General features: G+C 51.9%; 17 protein-coding genes. 8 read left to right on the top strand and 9 right to left on the bottom strand.

Annotated elements, in window-relative coordinates:
• Positions 1–30: 30 nt before the first annotated feature.
• Entirely contained in the window at positions 31–528 is a 498-nt protein-coding gene (locus BN6628_RS23705) for a DinB family protein (protein ID WP_068621198.1), read from the bottom strand.
• A gap of 115 nt (positions 529–643) precedes the next feature.
• The gene (locus BN6628_RS23700) at positions 644–1,381 is read right to left on the bottom strand and encodes an SDR family NAD(P)-dependent oxidoreductase (RefSeq protein WP_068621196.1); all 738 of its coding nucleotides are present in this window, start codon (positions 1,379–1,381) and stop codon (positions 644–646) included.
• Between the two features lie 131 nt (positions 1,382–1,512).
• Between BN6628_RS23700 and BN6628_RS23695 the strand changes: the two genes are divergently transcribed.
• Positions 1,513–2,421, top strand: coding sequence for a LysR family transcriptional regulator (locus tag BN6628_RS23695; protein ID WP_068621194.1), 909 nt, complete (start codon positions 1,513–1,515; stop codon positions 2,419–2,421).
• Between the two features lie 87 nt (positions 2,422–2,508).
• Here BN6628_RS23695 and BN6628_RS23690 read toward each other — a convergent pair whose 3' ends face one another.
• The 4 genes from BN6628_RS23690 to BN6628_RS23675 form a co-directional block, all read right to left on the bottom strand.
• Positions 2,509–3,279: an ANT(4')-I family aminoglycoside nucleotidyltransferase gene (locus BN6628_RS23690; protein ID WP_068621192.1), complete on the bottom strand. Its 771-nt coding sequence runs from the start codon at positions 3,277–3,279 to the stop codon at positions 2,509–2,511.
• A 376-nt stretch (positions 3,280–3,655) separates the two neighbouring features.
• Positions 3,656–5,302, bottom strand: coding sequence for a DHA2 family efflux MFS transporter permease subunit (locus tag BN6628_RS23685; protein WP_068621190.1), 1,647 nt, complete (start codon positions 5,300–5,302; stop codon positions 3,656–3,658).
• A 23-nt stretch (positions 5,303–5,325) separates the two neighbouring features.
• The gene (locus BN6628_RS23680) at positions 5,326–5,754 is read right to left on the bottom strand and encodes a MarR family winged helix-turn-helix transcriptional regulator (RefSeq protein ID WP_235847694.1); all 429 of its coding nucleotides are present in this window, start codon (positions 5,752–5,754) and stop codon (positions 5,326–5,328) included.
• Between the two features lie 230 nt (positions 5,755–5,984).
• On the bottom strand, positions 5,985–7,178 hold the full coding sequence (locus BN6628_RS23675) for an MFS transporter (protein ID WP_068621188.1): 1,194 nt from the start codon (positions 7,176–7,178) through the stop codon (positions 5,985–5,987).
• Between the two features lie 176 nt (positions 7,179–7,354).
• Between BN6628_RS23675 and BN6628_RS23670 the strand changes: the two genes are divergently transcribed.
• Both BN6628_RS23670 and BN6628_RS23665 read left to right on the top strand, forming a co-directional pair.
• Entirely contained in the window at positions 7,355–7,978 is a 624-nt protein-coding gene (locus BN6628_RS23670) for a TetR/AcrR family transcriptional regulator (protein ID WP_068621186.1), read from the top strand.
• Between the two features lie 104 nt (positions 7,979–8,082).
• Positions 8,083–8,364: a hypothetical protein gene (locus BN6628_RS23665; protein ID WP_068621183.1), complete on the top strand. Its 282-nt coding sequence runs from the start codon at positions 8,083–8,085 to the stop codon at positions 8,362–8,364.
• 182 nt (positions 8,365–8,546) lie between these two features.
• Here BN6628_RS23665 and BN6628_RS23660 read toward each other — a convergent pair whose 3' ends face one another.
• From BN6628_RS23660 to BN6628_RS23650, 3 genes are all read right to left on the bottom strand, one after another.
• Positions 8,547–9,743, bottom strand: coding sequence for an NAD(P)/FAD-dependent oxidoreductase (locus tag BN6628_RS23660; protein WP_068621181.1), 1,197 nt, complete (start codon positions 9,741–9,743; stop codon positions 8,547–8,549).
• A 169-nt stretch (positions 9,744–9,912) separates the two neighbouring features.
• Positions 9,913–10,626, bottom strand: a complete 714-nt coding sequence (locus BN6628_RS23655) for an SDR family oxidoreductase (RefSeq protein ID WP_068621178.1) — start codon at positions 10,624–10,626, stop codon at positions 9,913–9,915.
• A gap of 216 nt (positions 10,627–10,842) precedes the next feature.
• Positions 10,843–11,190, bottom strand: a complete 348-nt coding sequence (locus BN6628_RS23650) for a winged helix-turn-helix transcriptional regulator (protein WP_068621177.1) — start codon at positions 11,188–11,190, stop codon at positions 10,843–10,845.
• 235 nt (positions 11,191–11,425) lie between these two features.
• Here BN6628_RS23650 and BN6628_RS23645 point away from each other — a divergent pair, with 235 nt between their 5' ends.
• The 5 genes from BN6628_RS23645 (at position 11,426) to feoB (ending at position 16,741) form a co-directional block, all read left to right on the top strand.
• The gene (locus tag BN6628_RS23645; RefSeq protein ID WP_068621175.1) at positions 11,426–12,097 is read left to right on the top strand and encodes a hypothetical protein; all 672 of its coding nucleotides are present in this window, start codon (positions 11,426–11,428) and stop codon (positions 12,095–12,097) included.
• Between the two features lie 98 nt (positions 12,098–12,195).
• Positions 12,196–13,101 carry an HD domain-containing phosphohydrolase gene (locus BN6628_RS23640; RefSeq protein WP_068621173.1) on the top strand — a complete coding sequence of 302 codons (906 nt, stop codon included), beginning with the start codon at positions 12,196–12,198 and terminating at the stop codon, positions 13,099–13,101.
• Between the two features lie 127 nt (positions 13,102–13,228).
• Positions 13,229–14,326, top strand: coding sequence for an NADH:flavin oxidoreductase (locus BN6628_RS23635; RefSeq protein WP_235847693.1), 1,098 nt, complete (start codon positions 13,229–13,231; stop codon positions 14,324–14,326).
• Between the two features lie 181 nt (positions 14,327–14,507).
• On the top strand, positions 14,508–14,735 hold the full coding sequence (locus BN6628_RS23630; RefSeq protein WP_068621168.1) for a FeoA family protein: 228 nt from the start codon (positions 14,508–14,510) through the stop codon (positions 14,733–14,735).
• Positions 14,732–16,741 carry a ferrous iron transport protein B gene (feoB, locus tag BN6628_RS23625; RefSeq protein WP_068621166.1) on the top strand — a complete coding sequence of 670 codons (2,010 nt, stop codon included), beginning with the start codon at positions 14,732–14,734 and terminating at the stop codon, positions 16,739–16,741. Before BN6628_RS23630 ends, feoB begins: the two co-directional genes overlap by 4 nt.
• The last annotated feature ends 3 nt before the right edge of the window (positions 16,742–16,744 follow it).

Below are 16,744 nucleotides of genomic sequence, written 5' to 3'. Positions count from 1 at the left end.
CTTTTGCTGTAGGTGGATGATGTGAGCAATCTATAAGATTGGCTCACCATCTTTTTCATAAATAAAGGCAATGTAATCCGTTAGTACGCCTGTGTAACCTAAATATCTAAGCATCGTGGAAATATTGCCTCTGTGATAGGTTCCATGGTTCACAACCTGCTGGATAATCTCTGAGACCGAGTTCTGGCGCTCCTGCCCATTTTTGTTTCTGTAGGCTACTTTCTTCTCGAAATCATCAATTGTTGTTAAATGCTCACGAAATTGTGATTGCAAAATGTTAATGTGCTTGCCAGCCTCCTCAATGTCAGAAAATATGGTGGGTGCAGTAATGGAGGGGCTCCCTTCTGTTACACGGGTAAGCCATAACTGATCAGCTGAAATCAGGTGAGTTATGACTTCAGCAATGGATTTGAACCCTAGATTGACCTCTTTCGAAAAAATCTCCTCTGGCAATGACCCAAGGTGGCTGATCAATCGGTTATTCGCCCAAATATTATAATCATATAAAAGCAACCATGGACTGTTCATCGCACTCTCCCTCTCCTCAACAGCTTTAATGCAATCTAACAAGACTATATTAAGTTGAACTATTGATTTACAAGCAAGATACATAAACTCATAAGCGGGTTCCCCTGATGGCCACTTACAGCGTCTGTCCGCTGTCCACCGTGATGACCTGTCCAGTGAGGACCTCCTGCTCCAGCACAGAACAGATGAAGTGGGCGATATCCTCAGGGGCCGCAATGCGCTCAAGCAAAACCTGCGGGGCGAGCTTATTCATCTGCTCCTCTCTTCCCGCCCACCATCTTGTTGTAACAGCGCCGGGCACCACACAGTTGACCCGGACTTCCGGAGCCAGCGCGCGGGCAAGCGACTTCGTCAGACCGTGTACGGCAGCTTTGGACACAGCGTAGGGAAGGGAAGAGCCGGAACCTGTCTGTCCGGCGATGCTGCCCAGGTTCACAATAGCACCCCCGCTCTTCTTCAAATAAGGAGCAGCCGCTCTGGCACAGAAGAACATCCCCTGTACATTCACTTTGTACAGTTCATCCCAGATTTCTTCTGTAGCTGCTTCCAGATCGTCCAGCGGGATATGATAGGTCATTCCCGCATTGTTAACGATGGCATCCAGGCTGCCGAATTGCTGAACAGCCGTCTGTACCATCTTGCGTACCTCTTGATCCTTGGACACATCCGCTTGGATAGCAGCCGCCCTTCCGCCAGCGGACTGAATCTCGCGCGCCACTTCTTCCGCTTCTTCCTTGGAGCGGGAATAGTTCACCACAACAGCCGCGCCCCGTGCAGCTAGAGCTAGACTAGCTTCCTTCCCGATACCTGTACCTCCGCCAGTAACCAAGACGACTTTGTTTTGCAGATTCACTTAAATTCCTCCTGAGTGTTCGCTATCTGTTCTAACTGTAACTTTAATTTATCTCATTCGATTTGTATAATTGAATAATATGAAGTTTGAATTCAATTTTTTTGAATATAGGGAGAGGGGAGGGCTGCGTTTTGGATCTACGGGCTTTAAAGACCTTCCAGCTGATCGTACAGCATGGCAGTTTTATTCGGGCTGCGGAGGAGATGAATTATGCCCAATCTACGGTGACGATGCAGATGCAGAAGCTGGAGTCCGAGCTCGGCGTTCAGCTGATGGAACGGGGCAGGACGATCAAGCTGACTGAAGCAGGCAGACTGCTGTATGGACAAAGCCTATCCATTATGCAGGACATGGAGCAATTGGAGGAGGATATTGCCGGGCTTCAGAAGGGGAGCGCGGGGCATGTCCGTATTGGTGTAACCGAGCCTACGGCAAGTTTCCGTCTGCCGGAATTAATCAAACGGTTCCTGGATCTGTACCCGAGAGTACGTGTGTCCATTGAATTCGGGAATACGCCGCATCTCAGCGGGCGGCTGCTTGCGGGTGAGCTTGATTTTGCCCTGTGCTCGGCACCGGAGGTAGGATCAGGGCTTTATTATGAGCCTCTGTTTAGGGAAGAGTTCGTTGCGCTTATCCCGGCTGGCCATCTTCTGTCCGCCAAACCCCTGCTGACTCCTGTAGACTTTAAGGATCATCGCCTGCTTATTACAGCGGCCTCATGTCCGTATCGACAGAGGCTGGAGGCGGCTATTCAGGAAAGCGGAGGTACCCGGCCGGATACAATGGAGATTGGAAGCATGACTGCCTTAAAATATTATGTGCTCAGCGGTCTCGGGGTTGCTCTGGTGCCGCGGATCACGGTAGAGCCTGCACCGGAAGGCACGGTGATCCGTGAACTGGGAGGGACCCTGGTCGACATGGTCTTTGGCCTTCTCTCCCGCTCTTCCGGGCATTTCGCCGGATCGGCAGCAGGCAGGCTGATCCATTATCTGCGTAATGAGTTAGGTGAAGGCCTACCAGGAAGTCTGCCGGGAGACTAGCAGTTCCTCTGTACATCATAGTAAGCCCCCTTGCAAACAAGGGGAGCTTACTTGGTTCATTGTTTAGTTGCCATCATGGCCGATCCATCAGAATGGGATGCGTTCGGAGGCGATGGTGTATCCGTGCTTGTCAGCCCATTGCACCAGGCCGCTCCACAGCTCTTCACACGCCTCAATCAGTCTCGGGGCATCTATCAGTTCTCCGCTCATGACAAGCCGGGCGACCTGGTCATAACCCGCCGGCTGGCCAGGCAGCTGCACCGCCTCCGGCAGAACCCTTGCACCGGTGGTATACAGCTTCCGGTTGTGCAGTCCGACCAGCATCGCCCCATAGTGGGCGAACTGCATGGTTAAGTAGGGCAGGTAAGTATAAGAGCCCTCGGCTGTAGTATTTCTGAGCTTACCGATAAACTCGCACATCTCTCCAACCAGAACCTCATTAATGGCTTGGGTGAACTCGGCATCCGTAGGCGACTCTGCCGCTTTCTTCAAGAGGGGAAAGAAGTTCTCTGGATCATACAGAGACAGAGGGGCGAAGTAAGGGCCATGAGTCAACGGCCATTCGCCCTCCACGGTTGAAGCTTCTTGAAGCAGCGTGTCCGCACAGAGGATATTCACCTCTGCCTTCCAGGGACCGGCCGACCATTCGTGGCTGAAATCGGCTGGACCGCTGGCATCCCGCATCACACACAGCATCTCAACGTCGGAGTAAGGTCCGTCGGTTCCTCGTGCCACAGAGCCGTAGACTCCGACGGCAAGCACACGCTGCTGATATGTCTTGTGCAGTCTTTCTGAGATCTCATCACAAAGCTGCAGTCTTTCATTTCTGGACATGGCAATGGGGCCATTTGTATACATGGTATGCATCTCCCTTATGGATTAAATTTAGGTGGGATGGTGCATCCAGTATGGCGGGCCACGGGCTTAACGGGGGATTTTATCTCTTGGCATAAATAGTCCTCCTAAGTTCTCGTTTATGGAAATTATAACCATCCCTAAGGGGATAAGCAAGATTAGCAAACCCCGAGGAATGTAAAGAGCGGGTAGACATTGAGGGTGGAGCGGATTCTCTGGAGAGGCAGCGGGGCTTATTCGAGTGAAGTGTCCGGGATTTCCGCCCGCGGCTCAAGAGATAGACCCTGAAGTTAAATCCACAGCTCATCATGCTGCTGATCGCAACACAAAAAGACACCGTTCAAACGAACGGTGTCTTTTATGCTTCAAACCGAAAGTATTACGCCTGTTCTGCCGGCAGGGCGTGAGGCTTAGACCCCGCACTTCCGGCATTGCCGTCTTTCTGCGGACCCGCTGCACCAGCACCTTGGTTCGTGGTGCGCAGCGGCAGCTCCTTCAGGAAGAACACCAGAATGAACGCCAGCACAAGGACCAGTGTACCAGTCAGGAACACGGTGGACAGCGTGGTTCCCAGCGCATCGCGGATGCCGTCGATCATCTGAAGGAATACCGGCTTAGCGTTCGCTGGCATTGCAGCTATCGCTTTATCCAGCTCAGGCTTGTTCATAAGCTCCTGCGGATTAGCGAACTTAAGCATTTGCTTCGCTATAGCAGGGTCCACCTTAGTGAAGTCCGGTGCGTCCCCCGATGTCAGGGCGGACTTCAGGTTCTTGGTCAGATTGTTGGACATTACCGTACCCATAACTGCGATCCCGATGGTACCGCCGAGGTTACGGAACAGCTGGGTGGAGGCCGTCACCACACCAAGCTCTTTGTGAGGGACGGCGTTCTGGGTAGCCAGAGAGAATACAGGCATCCCGAGGCCCAGCCCCATTCCGAACACGCCCATACTGAGAACGGCGGTCCACACGTTGTCCATGAACACCATGATTGTCATCCCAATGATCATGATTGGAACTCCGATCAAGGCATACCGCTTGTATTTGCCTTTCTTGGCAATCAGCTGACCGGCGATAGCACTTGTCACAACCATTACGATGGACATCGGCATGGTCACATAACCCGCAAGCGTTGGAGTAATACCCAGCACGCCTTGAACGAAGAAGGAAATATAGATCATCGCGCCCATGAGACCGAAGTTCATGATAAATCCGATGATGTTGGAGATCGTCACTACACTGTTTTTGAAAAGATGCAGCGGGAGAATGGGGTTCTTGACTTTTGCTTCCGTGAAAATAAATATGGCAGCCGACACCACGGAAGCGCCGAGCAGTCCGAGAATTTCCTGCGAGCCCCAGGAATATTTAGTACCAGCCCAGGTGAACGCGAGCAGCAAAGGTACAATTGTTGTTGTGATAAACAGTGAGCCGAGATAATCGATTCCCTCGGAAGGTCTGCGTTCGACCTTAGGGAACAACATGATAATCATAATGAATGCTACAATGCCCAGCGGCAGGAAGATCCAGAACAGCCAGTGCCAGTCGAGATTATCGACCAGATAACCGCCCAGTGTTGGCCCAAGCACACTGGAGAAGCCGAAGATCGCTGTCATGAAGCCCATCCATTTCCCGCGCTCACGCGGAGGGAAGAGGTCCCCTACCGCTGTAAAGGCAGTTGATTGGATAATCCCGGCGCCGATCCCTTGAATCCCGCGGTAGATGATGAATTGAAATACATCTGAGGAGGTCCCCGTCATAAACGCGCCAACCATAAATAATAAAATACCAATTAACAAGAAAGGCTTGCGTCCGAAAATATCGGACAGCTTGCCGACAAGAACGGCAGCAATGGTGGACGTCAGCAGGTAAATGTTGATCGTCCAAGTATAATAGTCCATCCCTTGCAGGATGGCGATGATCCGCGGCATGGCCGTGCTCGTGATCGTCTGGTTGATTGCGGCAAAGAACATGGCGGCCATAATCGCAATCATGATCGATATTTTTCGTTTGTTAGATAAATGCTCCATACGGTTTTCTTTCCACCTCTAATTTATTTTTCTAATTGGGCAAGCATGGTCCCGAAGATCCGGCGGAGATGTTGAACATCTTCCTCGGGCAGCATCTTGAAGACGGACGTAATAGCTTCGCTCTGGTCCTTCTGAATTTCCTGAACAGCTTCGGCTCCCTTCGCTGTATTGGAAATATAGACAACCCGCCGGTCCTTCTCCGCGCGTTCCTTTCTGACATAACCCTCCGCCACAAGCTTGTCGGTCAGACCGATTACGGCGGCTGACGTAATGGACAAGGCGTGTGCTACTTGTGATACCATCTGCGGCCCGTCTTTGCTCAGTACATACAGGACCTTGAACTGTGGCAGGCTAAGGGCGCTGCCGCGCTTGTTCCATTCCTGTGAGATGCTCTTGAGCAGACTCCGGAACATGGATGTGACTTCAAATAGGACTGTATTATCATTCTGCAAAATATTAACCCTCCGATTGCGCTTTGCTTTCTCCTCTCTGGTCAGCGTATTGCTTCACAACATAATAATTTAGTTATAAATTAATAAACTGTTTAAAAATTTACCACTCTGATTTCGATTCGTCAAGCATTTTGGAGAGATTTTATTCCAAATTATGCATTTTCGTGAGCTTGAATCTAAACAGGACCAAACCTTCAACGAGTCGCTGAGGGCTTGGTCCCGGGGTAAATTTAAGCTCTCTTCAGTTTGGCATGACCCGTGGCGGCTGATCTGAGCAGCCTATGTGCGGACAAAGTAGCGAGGCCCATAAGCAGAGCGGTACATCCGAACATCAGGACTGTTCCTCCAGTCTCATACAGCAGGCTCCCCACGAGAGGGGCTGCTGCCATCCCCAGATACCGGATGAAGTTGTAGAGGCCAATAGCCGTAGCCCGGCCCTCCACGAATTCCTCGGTTAGCAGTGTAGGAGGGACCGACATGGTCAGACCGGCCGTGAAGCCCACTGCCGCCAGAGCCGCCAGCAGTCCGAACAGGGAATTTTCGGCGAGAAGAATGAATGAGGCAAGGCTGGCCAGAGCGAGCAGACAGGTGAGAATCAGGCTGGGTACAGTCCCCATGCGAGCCTGCAATTTCCCGCTAAGCTTGCTGCCGACGAAACTGAACGACATCAGCATCAGGAAGACCCACCCGATCTCACGGGCATCCAGTTGGTATCGGTGTGTGAGCAGGTCAGGAAGAAAGACAATAAAGTTATAAAACATATAGTACAAGACAAATCCTACAAGCAGTACGGCTGCTCCAGTCTTGTTGGAGAAAATGGAGGTCATGCTCTTCAGGGTGAAGGTTCTTCTGGATGCTCCAGACTGGCTGATCTTCGTCTCAGGGAGGACTGTGGCTGCCAGGATGAACATCAGACATGCGCTGACAGACAGGAACAGGAAGGCGCCGGGATAACCAGTCTGACTGCCGATGAATCCGCCAATAAGCGGACCGACGGCAGGGGCAATGCCGAGAATCATTTGATAGGTTGCCATGTTCTTGGCCCGTTCCTTGCCTTCATACATGTCTCCAATCATCGTGGCGGCTACGAGCGGAACCGCAGCAGCCCCAATGCCCTGCAGTATGCGGAAAATCAGCAGGACGGTTACGGAGGTGGCGAACACGCAGCCGATGGAAGCCACAGCATATAAAGCCATGCCGGGCAGGAGGATCGTTTTGCGGCCCTTAAGATCGATTAGAGGTCCCAGAACGACCTGCATAACAGCAAGTGCAATCGTGAACAGGGAGACGGTCAGATTCACCAGGTAGAACGTGGTGTGCAGATCTTCTTGCAGCTGGGGAAGCAGAGGTACGTAAAGATTCTGGGCCAGTGAAACCACGGCTGCACAAAAGCCCAGCAAAATCAGGGAGAAACGGGAATTCATCCAGAAACACACTCCATTCTTTAGCATTTTCAAAACTGACTGACTGTCAGTCAGTTTTGAAGTTATCTTAATACTTTGACTGACTATCAGTCAACTATTATATTTAAGATTAACTAAGAAATCACATGAATGAGTGTCGGCTGTTGGCTGAGCTTTTTTAAGAAGGAGGATTGGGGATGCCAAGGATTGCAAAGGACCCTCAGGAGCGGCGAAACGAGATTCTGGATGCGGCAATGGAGCTGTTCAGTACCAAAGGATACGAGAATACCGCAGTAAGTGATATTGTGAAGAAGGTTGGGGTGGCGCAGGGCACCTTTTACTATTATTTCAGATCCAAAGATGAGATTGCGGCTGCCGCGCACGAGCGGTCTCTTGCCGGGCGGCTGGAATTTGTGCGGAATGTGGCGGGGGATTCAGAACTGAGTGCTGTATCTAAACTCAGAAAAGTATTGCTTGAGGGGTTCCCGGCCCCGAAGTCAGATCAGGCCATATTGGACTATCTGCATGATGAGAGCAACACGGTGCTGCACCAGAAATGGCTGGTGGCCAAGATTACCTCTTTTACCCCTTTTATTACGGAGATTGTGCGGCAGGGGGTAGAGGAAGGGGTCTTTCAGCTGGAGGACCCGAAAGAAGCGGCCGAGTTCCTGCTGGTGGGTCTGTCCTTCTGGTTCGACCGGAGTATCTTTGGATGGACCGAAGAAGAGCTTGGGAGGAAGCTTCACGCACTTGAGGGGATTATAGACCGGCTGCTGGGGGGAAAAGGCATTATCTCAGCGGCGGAATATGTCAATAAGTAGTAGATGCTTCCACGCTTGTACGGCTCTCCATGCATAAGATGCTTACACCTTAGGCCATGCTAAATGTGCACAAGAGCATCTGATGAAGGGGAGGATCTGTAATCATGAAACATTACGATTCCAGTCTGCAGTCGGCCAGCAATGTGGCACAGGCTCAGAATTCGGTGAACAAGCTGCATTTTGCCGTATCGTCCGCTCTTAGCCATCCGACAGGGCAGCTGATTGAGCAGGCGGAGAACAGCCTTGAGCATACTGAGAAGGCTGTGAAGCAGGCTGTCCGTCCGGCGGAAGGCCAAGGGGTGGAACTGGCTGAGGAACTGCTTGCCGAAGAGAAAAACAGGCTTGCTAAGCTTGGCAAGCTGCCGGGTGTTCCGGGGAAGGACTAATTATGTATTGTTGATAAAATAGCGCCAAAACCAGCCTGCGCAGCACCTATCTTTCGCGGGCTGGCCGGTGCTGCTTAGCGAATACCGTTACAAAAGCATCCCGGAGTAACGGTGAAGCTAACTTCAACAGGACCGGCCTGCATAGCCGGTCCTGTTTGTTTTTAGAACAACCATGATCTTGTTCATCTATCCAGTCTCACAATTTCCGCAAGGGGATTTGGACGCTGAACAATTAAATCCCTTAACACCTGAGCCCCAACCATGCTGTATACTGTGCCGTTTCCCCCGTAGCCCAGCAGATAATACAGCCTTTCAATGGTAGGGTGTCTCCCGATAAAAGGCAGATGGTCAGTCGACTGGCCAAACACTGCACCCCACGCGAAGGCAATACGGGTTTCCAGCTGAGGGAACAGCTTCTGGACCTCCTTCAGCAAATGCCTGGCCCGATTAGCAATAAGGGCCGGGCTGTCAGGGGTGTCAGGCTTGTCTTCATCCTGTCCCCCGGCGAGAATGCGCCCCTCCGGTGTGGTCCTCATGTACAGATAGGGCCGCCGGGTCTCCCAGATCAGAACCCGGTCCTTCCAGGCCGACAGATCGGCGACAGGTTCGGTCGCTATGGCATAAGACCGGGTGCGCAGCAGCCGGGGTTCGTTCAGATAAGGCACAGTGGCGTACCCTGTAGCCAGAATTACATGGCTAGTGCGAAACTCCCCTGCTGAGGTCTGCACCTCAAGGCCATCAGGAATATCCCGAAGCCCGGTCATTTTAACATGTTCGAATACGTCCACCTTGCGGCTAAGTTTGTTCAGGATTCCCAAGGTGAGCCGCAGTGGGTTGACCTCCGCATCATGATGGGTCATGAGAGCGGCGGGTCTGAAGAAGGGATAATGCGCTTTGAGCCGGCCTTCGGTCCACCATTCAGCCTGAAAGCCGTGGGTGTTCAAGGCCTCAAATTCTTTCTTCAACCGGTCTGTATGAGCCTGTTCACTCGCGTAGTAAAGGCTGTTCCTCCGGGTGAAATCACAGGAAAAATCCAGGCTGTCCGCGATATGACCCAGCTCGTCAATAGCATTCCGGCATGACTTGTAGAAGCTTACCGCCCTATCCTGCCCGATCTGGGCAATCAGCTCATGCAGCATAATGTCGCTTGAGTACTGAAGCTGCCCTATACTGGCCAGAGTACTGCCACTTCCTACAGCTCCCTTGTCAATAACGGCAACCCGCAGCCCCTCTCCGGCCAAGGCGTGGGCACATAAAGCCCCGGACACCCCGCCGCCCACGATGACCACATCGTAGTGATCGGCTATTACACCCGGAGTAAGCGGGATTTCTCTATTCCCGGCTGCTTGCCAGAGCAGCCTGCCATGATGTAAATCCACATGAATGCCTCCAAACGTTCAGCCTATTTGTAGAGTGTGCCCGGATCGGGGACCTGGGAAACATCCAAGCTGATGAAAGGAGCATTTACTTGTGGGATCTAGAGTCAGATCACAGACAGACTAGAGTCAGATCAGAGCCCGGCCAGGTCAAATCCGGGTCAGATCTGGGTCAAATCAGAATGTGTCCGCCTTCGGTGTGCAGCACCGTGCCGGTGACAAAGCTGTTCTGGATCAGATACAGCACACTCTTGGCGACATCTTCTGCTGTGCCTACACGGCCTGCCGGAAGCTTCTGGGCAAGGGAAGCATAGAACCGGGAGCGGGCTTCATCGGACATTTTGCTCCGCGAAGGGGTGTCGATAATCCCGGGGGATACGACATTGACCCGGATCGGAGCGAGTTCGAGTGCCAGAGTCTGGGCCAGATTGGAGACGGCGGCGTTGACGGCTCCGAGCATGGAGGAGCCTGCCATCGTTTTGTAGGCTACAACGCCAGAAAATAAGGTGAGCGAGCCGTTCGGGGACATTCGCGGTGCGCCATATTTGGCCGCATAGTATTGGCCCCAGAATTTATTTTCGAACAATTGACGGGCCTGGGCGGTCTCCGTGCTGAGGAAAGGTCCTCCTGAGGTCTCCGCGGCCGTTACGACAAGATGATTCAGAGCGCCGATTTTCTCGAAGAAGGCTTGAACCTGGGTCTCCTGGGTCGTATCAAGTGGATACGCGGAGGCTCCTTCCCCGATTTGCTGTGCAGCTTGCCGGAGCTTATCTTCAGACCGGCTGGCGATCACCACTTCTGCCCCTAGGGCAGCAGCCTTCTTAGCTGTGGCAAGCCCGATGCCTGAGCTTCCCCCAATAATGACAATTTTCTGATTTTGCAGCATAAGTGAATCCTCCTCGAAAATAAATGTATTTGATGAGGGATAGCTTACCGCCATTAATTCCATTTGGGAAGTAGTGATATTTAATTCATATAGTTACTTAAAAGTTATCAATGTGCCCGTTAAGGGAAACCGGCTTTCGGGCCCTGCCCATAGAAAAAGACCGCTTAGCCCCCTTGAGGGCTGCAGCGGTCTTTCTAATGTGGAGGACCTCCTCCGTTAGTCCAAGCTTAAACCAAATCTTTTCAATTCAATAAAAATTCCTTCCAGCCGCCGTCCCTTCTCTGTAAGTGAATATTCGACACGGGGAGGGACCTCCGGGTAGACCTTTCTGGCTACAATATCCTGATTCTCCAGCTCTCTGAGACGCAGAGCGAGCGTCTTCGGGCTAATCCCTTCCAGGGATCTCAGCAGCTGGCTGAAGCGTAAGGTGTCATCAAGCAGCAGATCACGGATGATCAGAAAGGTCCACTTGGTTCCTATCACGTCGAGTGTCTTGGCTATCGGACACAGTTCGCCAAGGGTTCCTCTGGTCAGCTTGAGGCTTTCCGGCTCTATGGTATTCATAAGTGTCCTCCTGGCTTCACTAATTTCCTTCAAACTTAACATAACTTGAGCCCCTCAGACTAGGGGGAGGCAAATCAAGAAGACGGGAGACTCATCAGGTAGTTTAGACAAAAAACGTCAGGATTTGCTGTATCCATCACTGGGTGAAACTGGTATTATAAAGTGGACAACCAGTTATCCAATGATTCGGACGGAAATGGTCTCATACTACATATTGAAATGGAGGAATTAGAATATGAAAAAGGCTTTGTCGGTGCTGTTCTCATTGACGCTGATCTTTTCTTCTGGCACAAGTGCTTTCGCAGATAGCCAGGATAAGAAGCTGGACAAGATATATGAGCTGATCGAGAAGACCAATAACAAGATTGAGAAGAAGATTGAAGACGGGGTGGCTGCAGCGGACAAGCTGAAGGCCAAGTACCTGGAGGATGTCCGCAAACTGAAGCTGAAGAGCAAGGTGGCTGGTCTGGAGAGCCAGAAGCAGGCGTCCTTCGCAGCTGCGGGCGTGAATGATACGGCGCGTACAGCTCAAATTGATGCGCAGATTCAGGAAGCGACAGCCAAGGTGGATCAGGAGATCCATGGTCTTGAGCAGGAGATTGATCAGGCGACGGCAAAGTTGATCACACCGGAGGACAAGGATGGCAGCGCGGTGAGCCAACGCATCGGAGCTCTGGAGAGCAAGCTCAATCAGGGGTCAGACCGCTATGAGGAATTAACGAGAAGATATACGGAGAAGTTGAACAAGATCATTACCGATGTCTACGATGAGACCTACAAGCTGGCTTCTTACGCGATCGATAAGGCCGCAGAGCAGGGGATTGTAGTTGAGCGATATTGGAAGCTGGTCAAGTTCGCGGACCGCGAGGTATGGATTGACCCGGTATGGGTCGTTGGAATAAATTAAAGTCCGGCTCTTTCCTGTGACCCGTAATATCGTTATAATCTAGAGAAAAAACGAGTTCTGTTGATGAGCTCGTTTTTTCTTATATAAGGGGGATCGTGATGGACGGGTTCAGAATCGGAAAGAGAGGATCTTTTCTGGAGGAAGTGCATTTTGACAAAAATGAAATAAAGCTGCTTTCCCGGGGAGATGGGGTTGAGGTTCTTCTCCAGACGATAGAAAAAGACAGGCTATTCTACGTGTACCCCAGTGACAACCCGAATGTAATGGAATTCTTTTATATACTGTCAGGACATCTCGTATGTGAGCTGGATGATCAGAAGATCGAGCTTGGACCGCAGGATTATTATACAGCCAAAGGTCTAAAGGGACCGGTTCATTTCACCGCGCTCACAGACATCACTTATTTATGGGTCATCACAGAACCGACCTTCAGACATTTGAGCAAGGATATCTCCAAGTTAATGAACATAGTCAAAGAGGTGGAGAAAAAGGACCGCTACACTTATATGCACAGTGACCGGGTGGCGGAGTATGCAGTGAAGATTGCCAAGAAGCTCAAGCTGAACAAAGAGCAGCTGGAGAATCTTTCGATCGCTTCAGTGCTGCATGACATTGGCAAGATTCATATTCCCGAGGAGATCTTGAACAAGCCCGGCAGGTTAACTCCCGAGGAGTTCGAGCTGATCAAGAAACATCCGGCCGACGGGGCGGAGATGATCAAGGAGACGTACTATGGGGAAATTGCGCCTATTATTGAGCAGCACCACGAGAGGCTGGATGGAAGCGGGTATCCTCATGGGCTGCATGGCAGCGGGATTTTGCTGGAGGCGCGTATTATCGCGGTGAGCGACACGTTCGATGCGATGACCGAGGACCGGGCGTATCGCAAAGCTTCAGACGTACAGACGGCTATGAGTGAAATCCGGCGGCTGTCGGGAACCCATTATGATGAGACGGTTGTAGATGCTTTTGAGGAGGTCTTAAGAGAAGAAGGCCGTATTTAAGTTTAAGTGGGGAGAATTCCGTATTTACATTTCGGAAAACACCGATATAATAGATGGTGCAGAAACAGCTAATACTCTACGTGTAGAAAATATAAGCCTATCACTTTCTTGAATGGAGGGAATCAAAATGTCTAACCCATTATTCACCCCTTTCCGCGGGGAAAACTTGGAGCTGGATAACCGGATCGTTATGGCCCCGATGACCCGCTCATTCTCCCCCGGAGGCGTACCTGGCGAAGATGTGGCGGAATATTACCGGCGCCGTGCTGAGAACAGCGTGGGACTTATCATTACGGAAGGAACAGTAATTAACCATCCTGCAGCAACCGGAGACCCTAATGTGCCAAGGTTCCACGGTGAGGATGCCCTGAACGGATGGAAGAAGGTTGTAGAGGCTGTACATACAGCAGGGGGCAAAATTATTCCGCAGATCTGGCATGTGGGAACCGACCGCAAGATTGGTGACTCCCCTAACCCGGAGGCCCTGCCGATTGGCCCTTCCGGCATTAATATATTCGGGGAGAAGGTTGTGGAGCCGATGACGGAAGAGGAGATTTCCCAGGTCATCGACGCTTACGCTCAGGCAGCTGCCGATGCCAAGAGAATTGGCTTTGACGGGGTGGAAATTCACGGTGCCCATGGCTACCTGATTGACCAGTTCTTCTGGGAGAGAACGAACAAGCGGACAGACAAGTATGGCGGCGACATGATTGGCCGTACGCGGTTTGCAGTAGAGGTCATTGAGGCCTGCCGTCGTGCGGTTGGACCTGACTTCCCTATCGTATTCCGGTACTCTCAATGGAAATCCTCCGTGTATACGGCCAAGCTGGCTGAGACACCTGAGCTGCTGGGTCAATTCCTGGCCCCACTGGTGGAAGCCGGTGTGGATGTGTTCCACTGCTCCACTAGACGGTTCTGGGAGCCTGAGTTCGAAGGCTCCGACTTGAATCTGGCTGGCTGGACGAAAAAACTGACAGGCAAAACAACGATCACGGTTGGCTCTGTAGGGCTCGACAGCGACTTCATGAGCTCCTTCACGGAAGGCAAAGGAGCCGAGAATACTAACCTTGAGAGTCTTCTGAAGCGGCTTGAGCAAGGAGAGTTTGATCTTGTGGCCGTCGGCCGGGCCCTGCTTGTGGATCCTGCCTGGGCTCAGAAGGTGCGCGATGACCGGGTTCAGGACCTGGTGCCTTTCAACGTGGAAGCTCTGCGCACCTTGGTTTAACGGCAAAATTTGCATGTTGGCATTACAATGATTGCAGCGATAACAAGAGAAGGCTCTGCCCTTAAGTTAGGGGCAGGGCCTTTTTGTAACAATAACTCCATATATAATGCATTGTATTATGAGAATGATTATCATATAATTTATGCATTGATAATAGTTATCATTACCTGAGGTGAATCCAATGAAGTTAACGGAAATTGAATTGAGCTTGCCTGTACGTATCGTGGATATGGCCTGCAACAATCAGCTTGTGTGCAGACGCCTGAACGATCTGGGCATTATGGAGGGTACCTTGGTATCTATAAAAAAACGGCTGCCTTTTGGTGGGCCGATTACGCTGGAAGCGGGCAATCAGTGGATTTCGATCCGCCGCTGTGAGGCCCTGCAGATTTTAGTGGAAGCAGTATGACGGTTACGGTCCTCGCTGGTAACCCAAATACCGGCAAAAGCTCTTTATTTAACACGCTAACCGGCTCCTACGAGTATGTCGGCAACTGGGCGGGTGTGACCGTAGAGAAGAAGGTGGGCACCCTTAAGGCTGGCAAGGGCAGTCTGATAGATCTGCCGGGTCTCTACTCGCTGAACCCTCTGTCTCACGATGAAGAGGTGGCTTCCAGGTTTCTGATGAGCGAGCCCTTCGACTCTATTCTGAATGTGGTTGATGCTTCTCAGCTTGAGCGGAATTTGAATCTGACCGTGCAGCTTCTGGAATACGGTAAGCCGCTCCTGCTTGCCCTGAATATGATGGATGTGGCGAAGCAGAACGGACTGGTCATCGACACGCAGCGTCTGTCGGAGCTGCTGGGTGTTCAGGTCGTTCCCGTTGTCGCCCGGAGCGGCAAAGGCTCTGACCAAGTGCTGGAGGCGATTACGGATCATGCGCCGGGTACCGCTCTAGAGCCTTATTCCATTTGGTATGGAGACACCCTGGAGAAGGCGGTGGCCGAGCTGATTGGACAGATGCCGCAAGGAACGGCTTCGCCAAGGTGGATGGCCGTTCAGTTTTTTGAAGGCAATTCTGTGGTCCGTACCTCACTGGAATCCAAGATGGACTCAGCTTGGCTCCAGCGGTTGTATCAGACAGCGGAAGAAGCTGTGCGCAGCGAGTTCGGGGTCAGAACCCTGTCCCAGTACATGCGCAAGCAGCGGGCTGAGCATATTCAAGGTTTGCTTGCCCATTGTGTACGTCATACGAAGGAGGGGCACCTGACCTTCTCGGAACGCATCGACCGGATTGTGACGGATAAGTATCTGGGCATACCGATCTTCCTGCTCTTTATGTACCTTACATTCAAGCTGACGTTCGAGTGGATTGGCAGCCCGCTGTCCGACCTCCTGGATGCCTTCATTAACGGCCCGCTGCGGGATGGGACAACCTGGCTGCTGGACAGCATTGGGGCACAGGACTTCATCAAGGCGCTTATTTTCGACGGAATCTTCGCAGGCGTGGGCGGTGTGCTGGTTTTTGTCCCGCAAATCTTCATTTTGTTCCTGATCATCTCGTTTATTGAGGATTCGGGGTATATGGCACGAATTGCTTCAGTAATGGACCGCCTGATGGAGTTGGTTGGTCTGAACGGGAAGACTTTTATTCCTATGATTATCGGCTTCGGCTGCAATGTGCCCGGGATCATGGCGGCCAGAACGATTGAACAGCCGAAGGAGAGGCTGCTTACGATCATCCTGACCCCGCTGATGTCGTGTTCGGCGAGGCTGTCGGTCTACAGTCTGTTTGTCGGGATCTTCTTTAAGTCCAACCAGGCATTGGTTGTATTGTCTCTGTATGTGCTGGGTGTTGTGCTGGCTCTGGTTCTGGCGAAGCTGTTCTCATCAACTATCTTGAAGCAGCAGGAGTCGATGTTCGTTGTCGAGCTTCCCCCATACCGGATTCCGCAGTGGAAGACCCTGTCCCGAAGCACCTGGGAGAAAGGCAAAGGGTTCGTGCGCAAGGCGGGAACCTTTATCTTCGGCGGCTCGGTGCTGATCTGGCTGCTCAGCTATATGGGACCGCACGGCTGGAATGTGCCGATGGATCAGAGCTTTCTCGCCAAGATTGGCGGGCTGATCGGCCAGGTGCTGACTCCGCTCGGCTTCGGCACCTGGCAGGCAGGCGCGGCCCTGATCACGGGGTTTCTTGCCAAGGAAGTTGTTGTCTCGACCATGAATATTATTTATGCGGCTCCGGATACAGCCGCACTGCAGGGGCTTCTGGCCGGTCATTTTACTCCCCTGCAGGCCTATTCCTTCATGGCTTTCATTCTGCTCTATGTTCCTTGTCTGGCTACGGTGGGGGTTATCCGCAAAGAGACGATGTCCGCCCGCTGGACGTGGTTCTCCGTTCTCTACGCACTTGTCGTCGCTTACGTTATATCTTATGCCATCGTGTTGATAGGAAGAGCCCTCGGTTATCATTAAACC

Source organism: Paenibacillus tuaregi (assembly GCF_900086655.1).
GTDB lineage: Bacteria > Bacillota > Bacilli > Paenibacillales > Paenibacillaceae > Fontibacillus > Fontibacillus tuaregi.
This window is presented reverse-complemented; position numbering and strand designations above follow the sequence as displayed.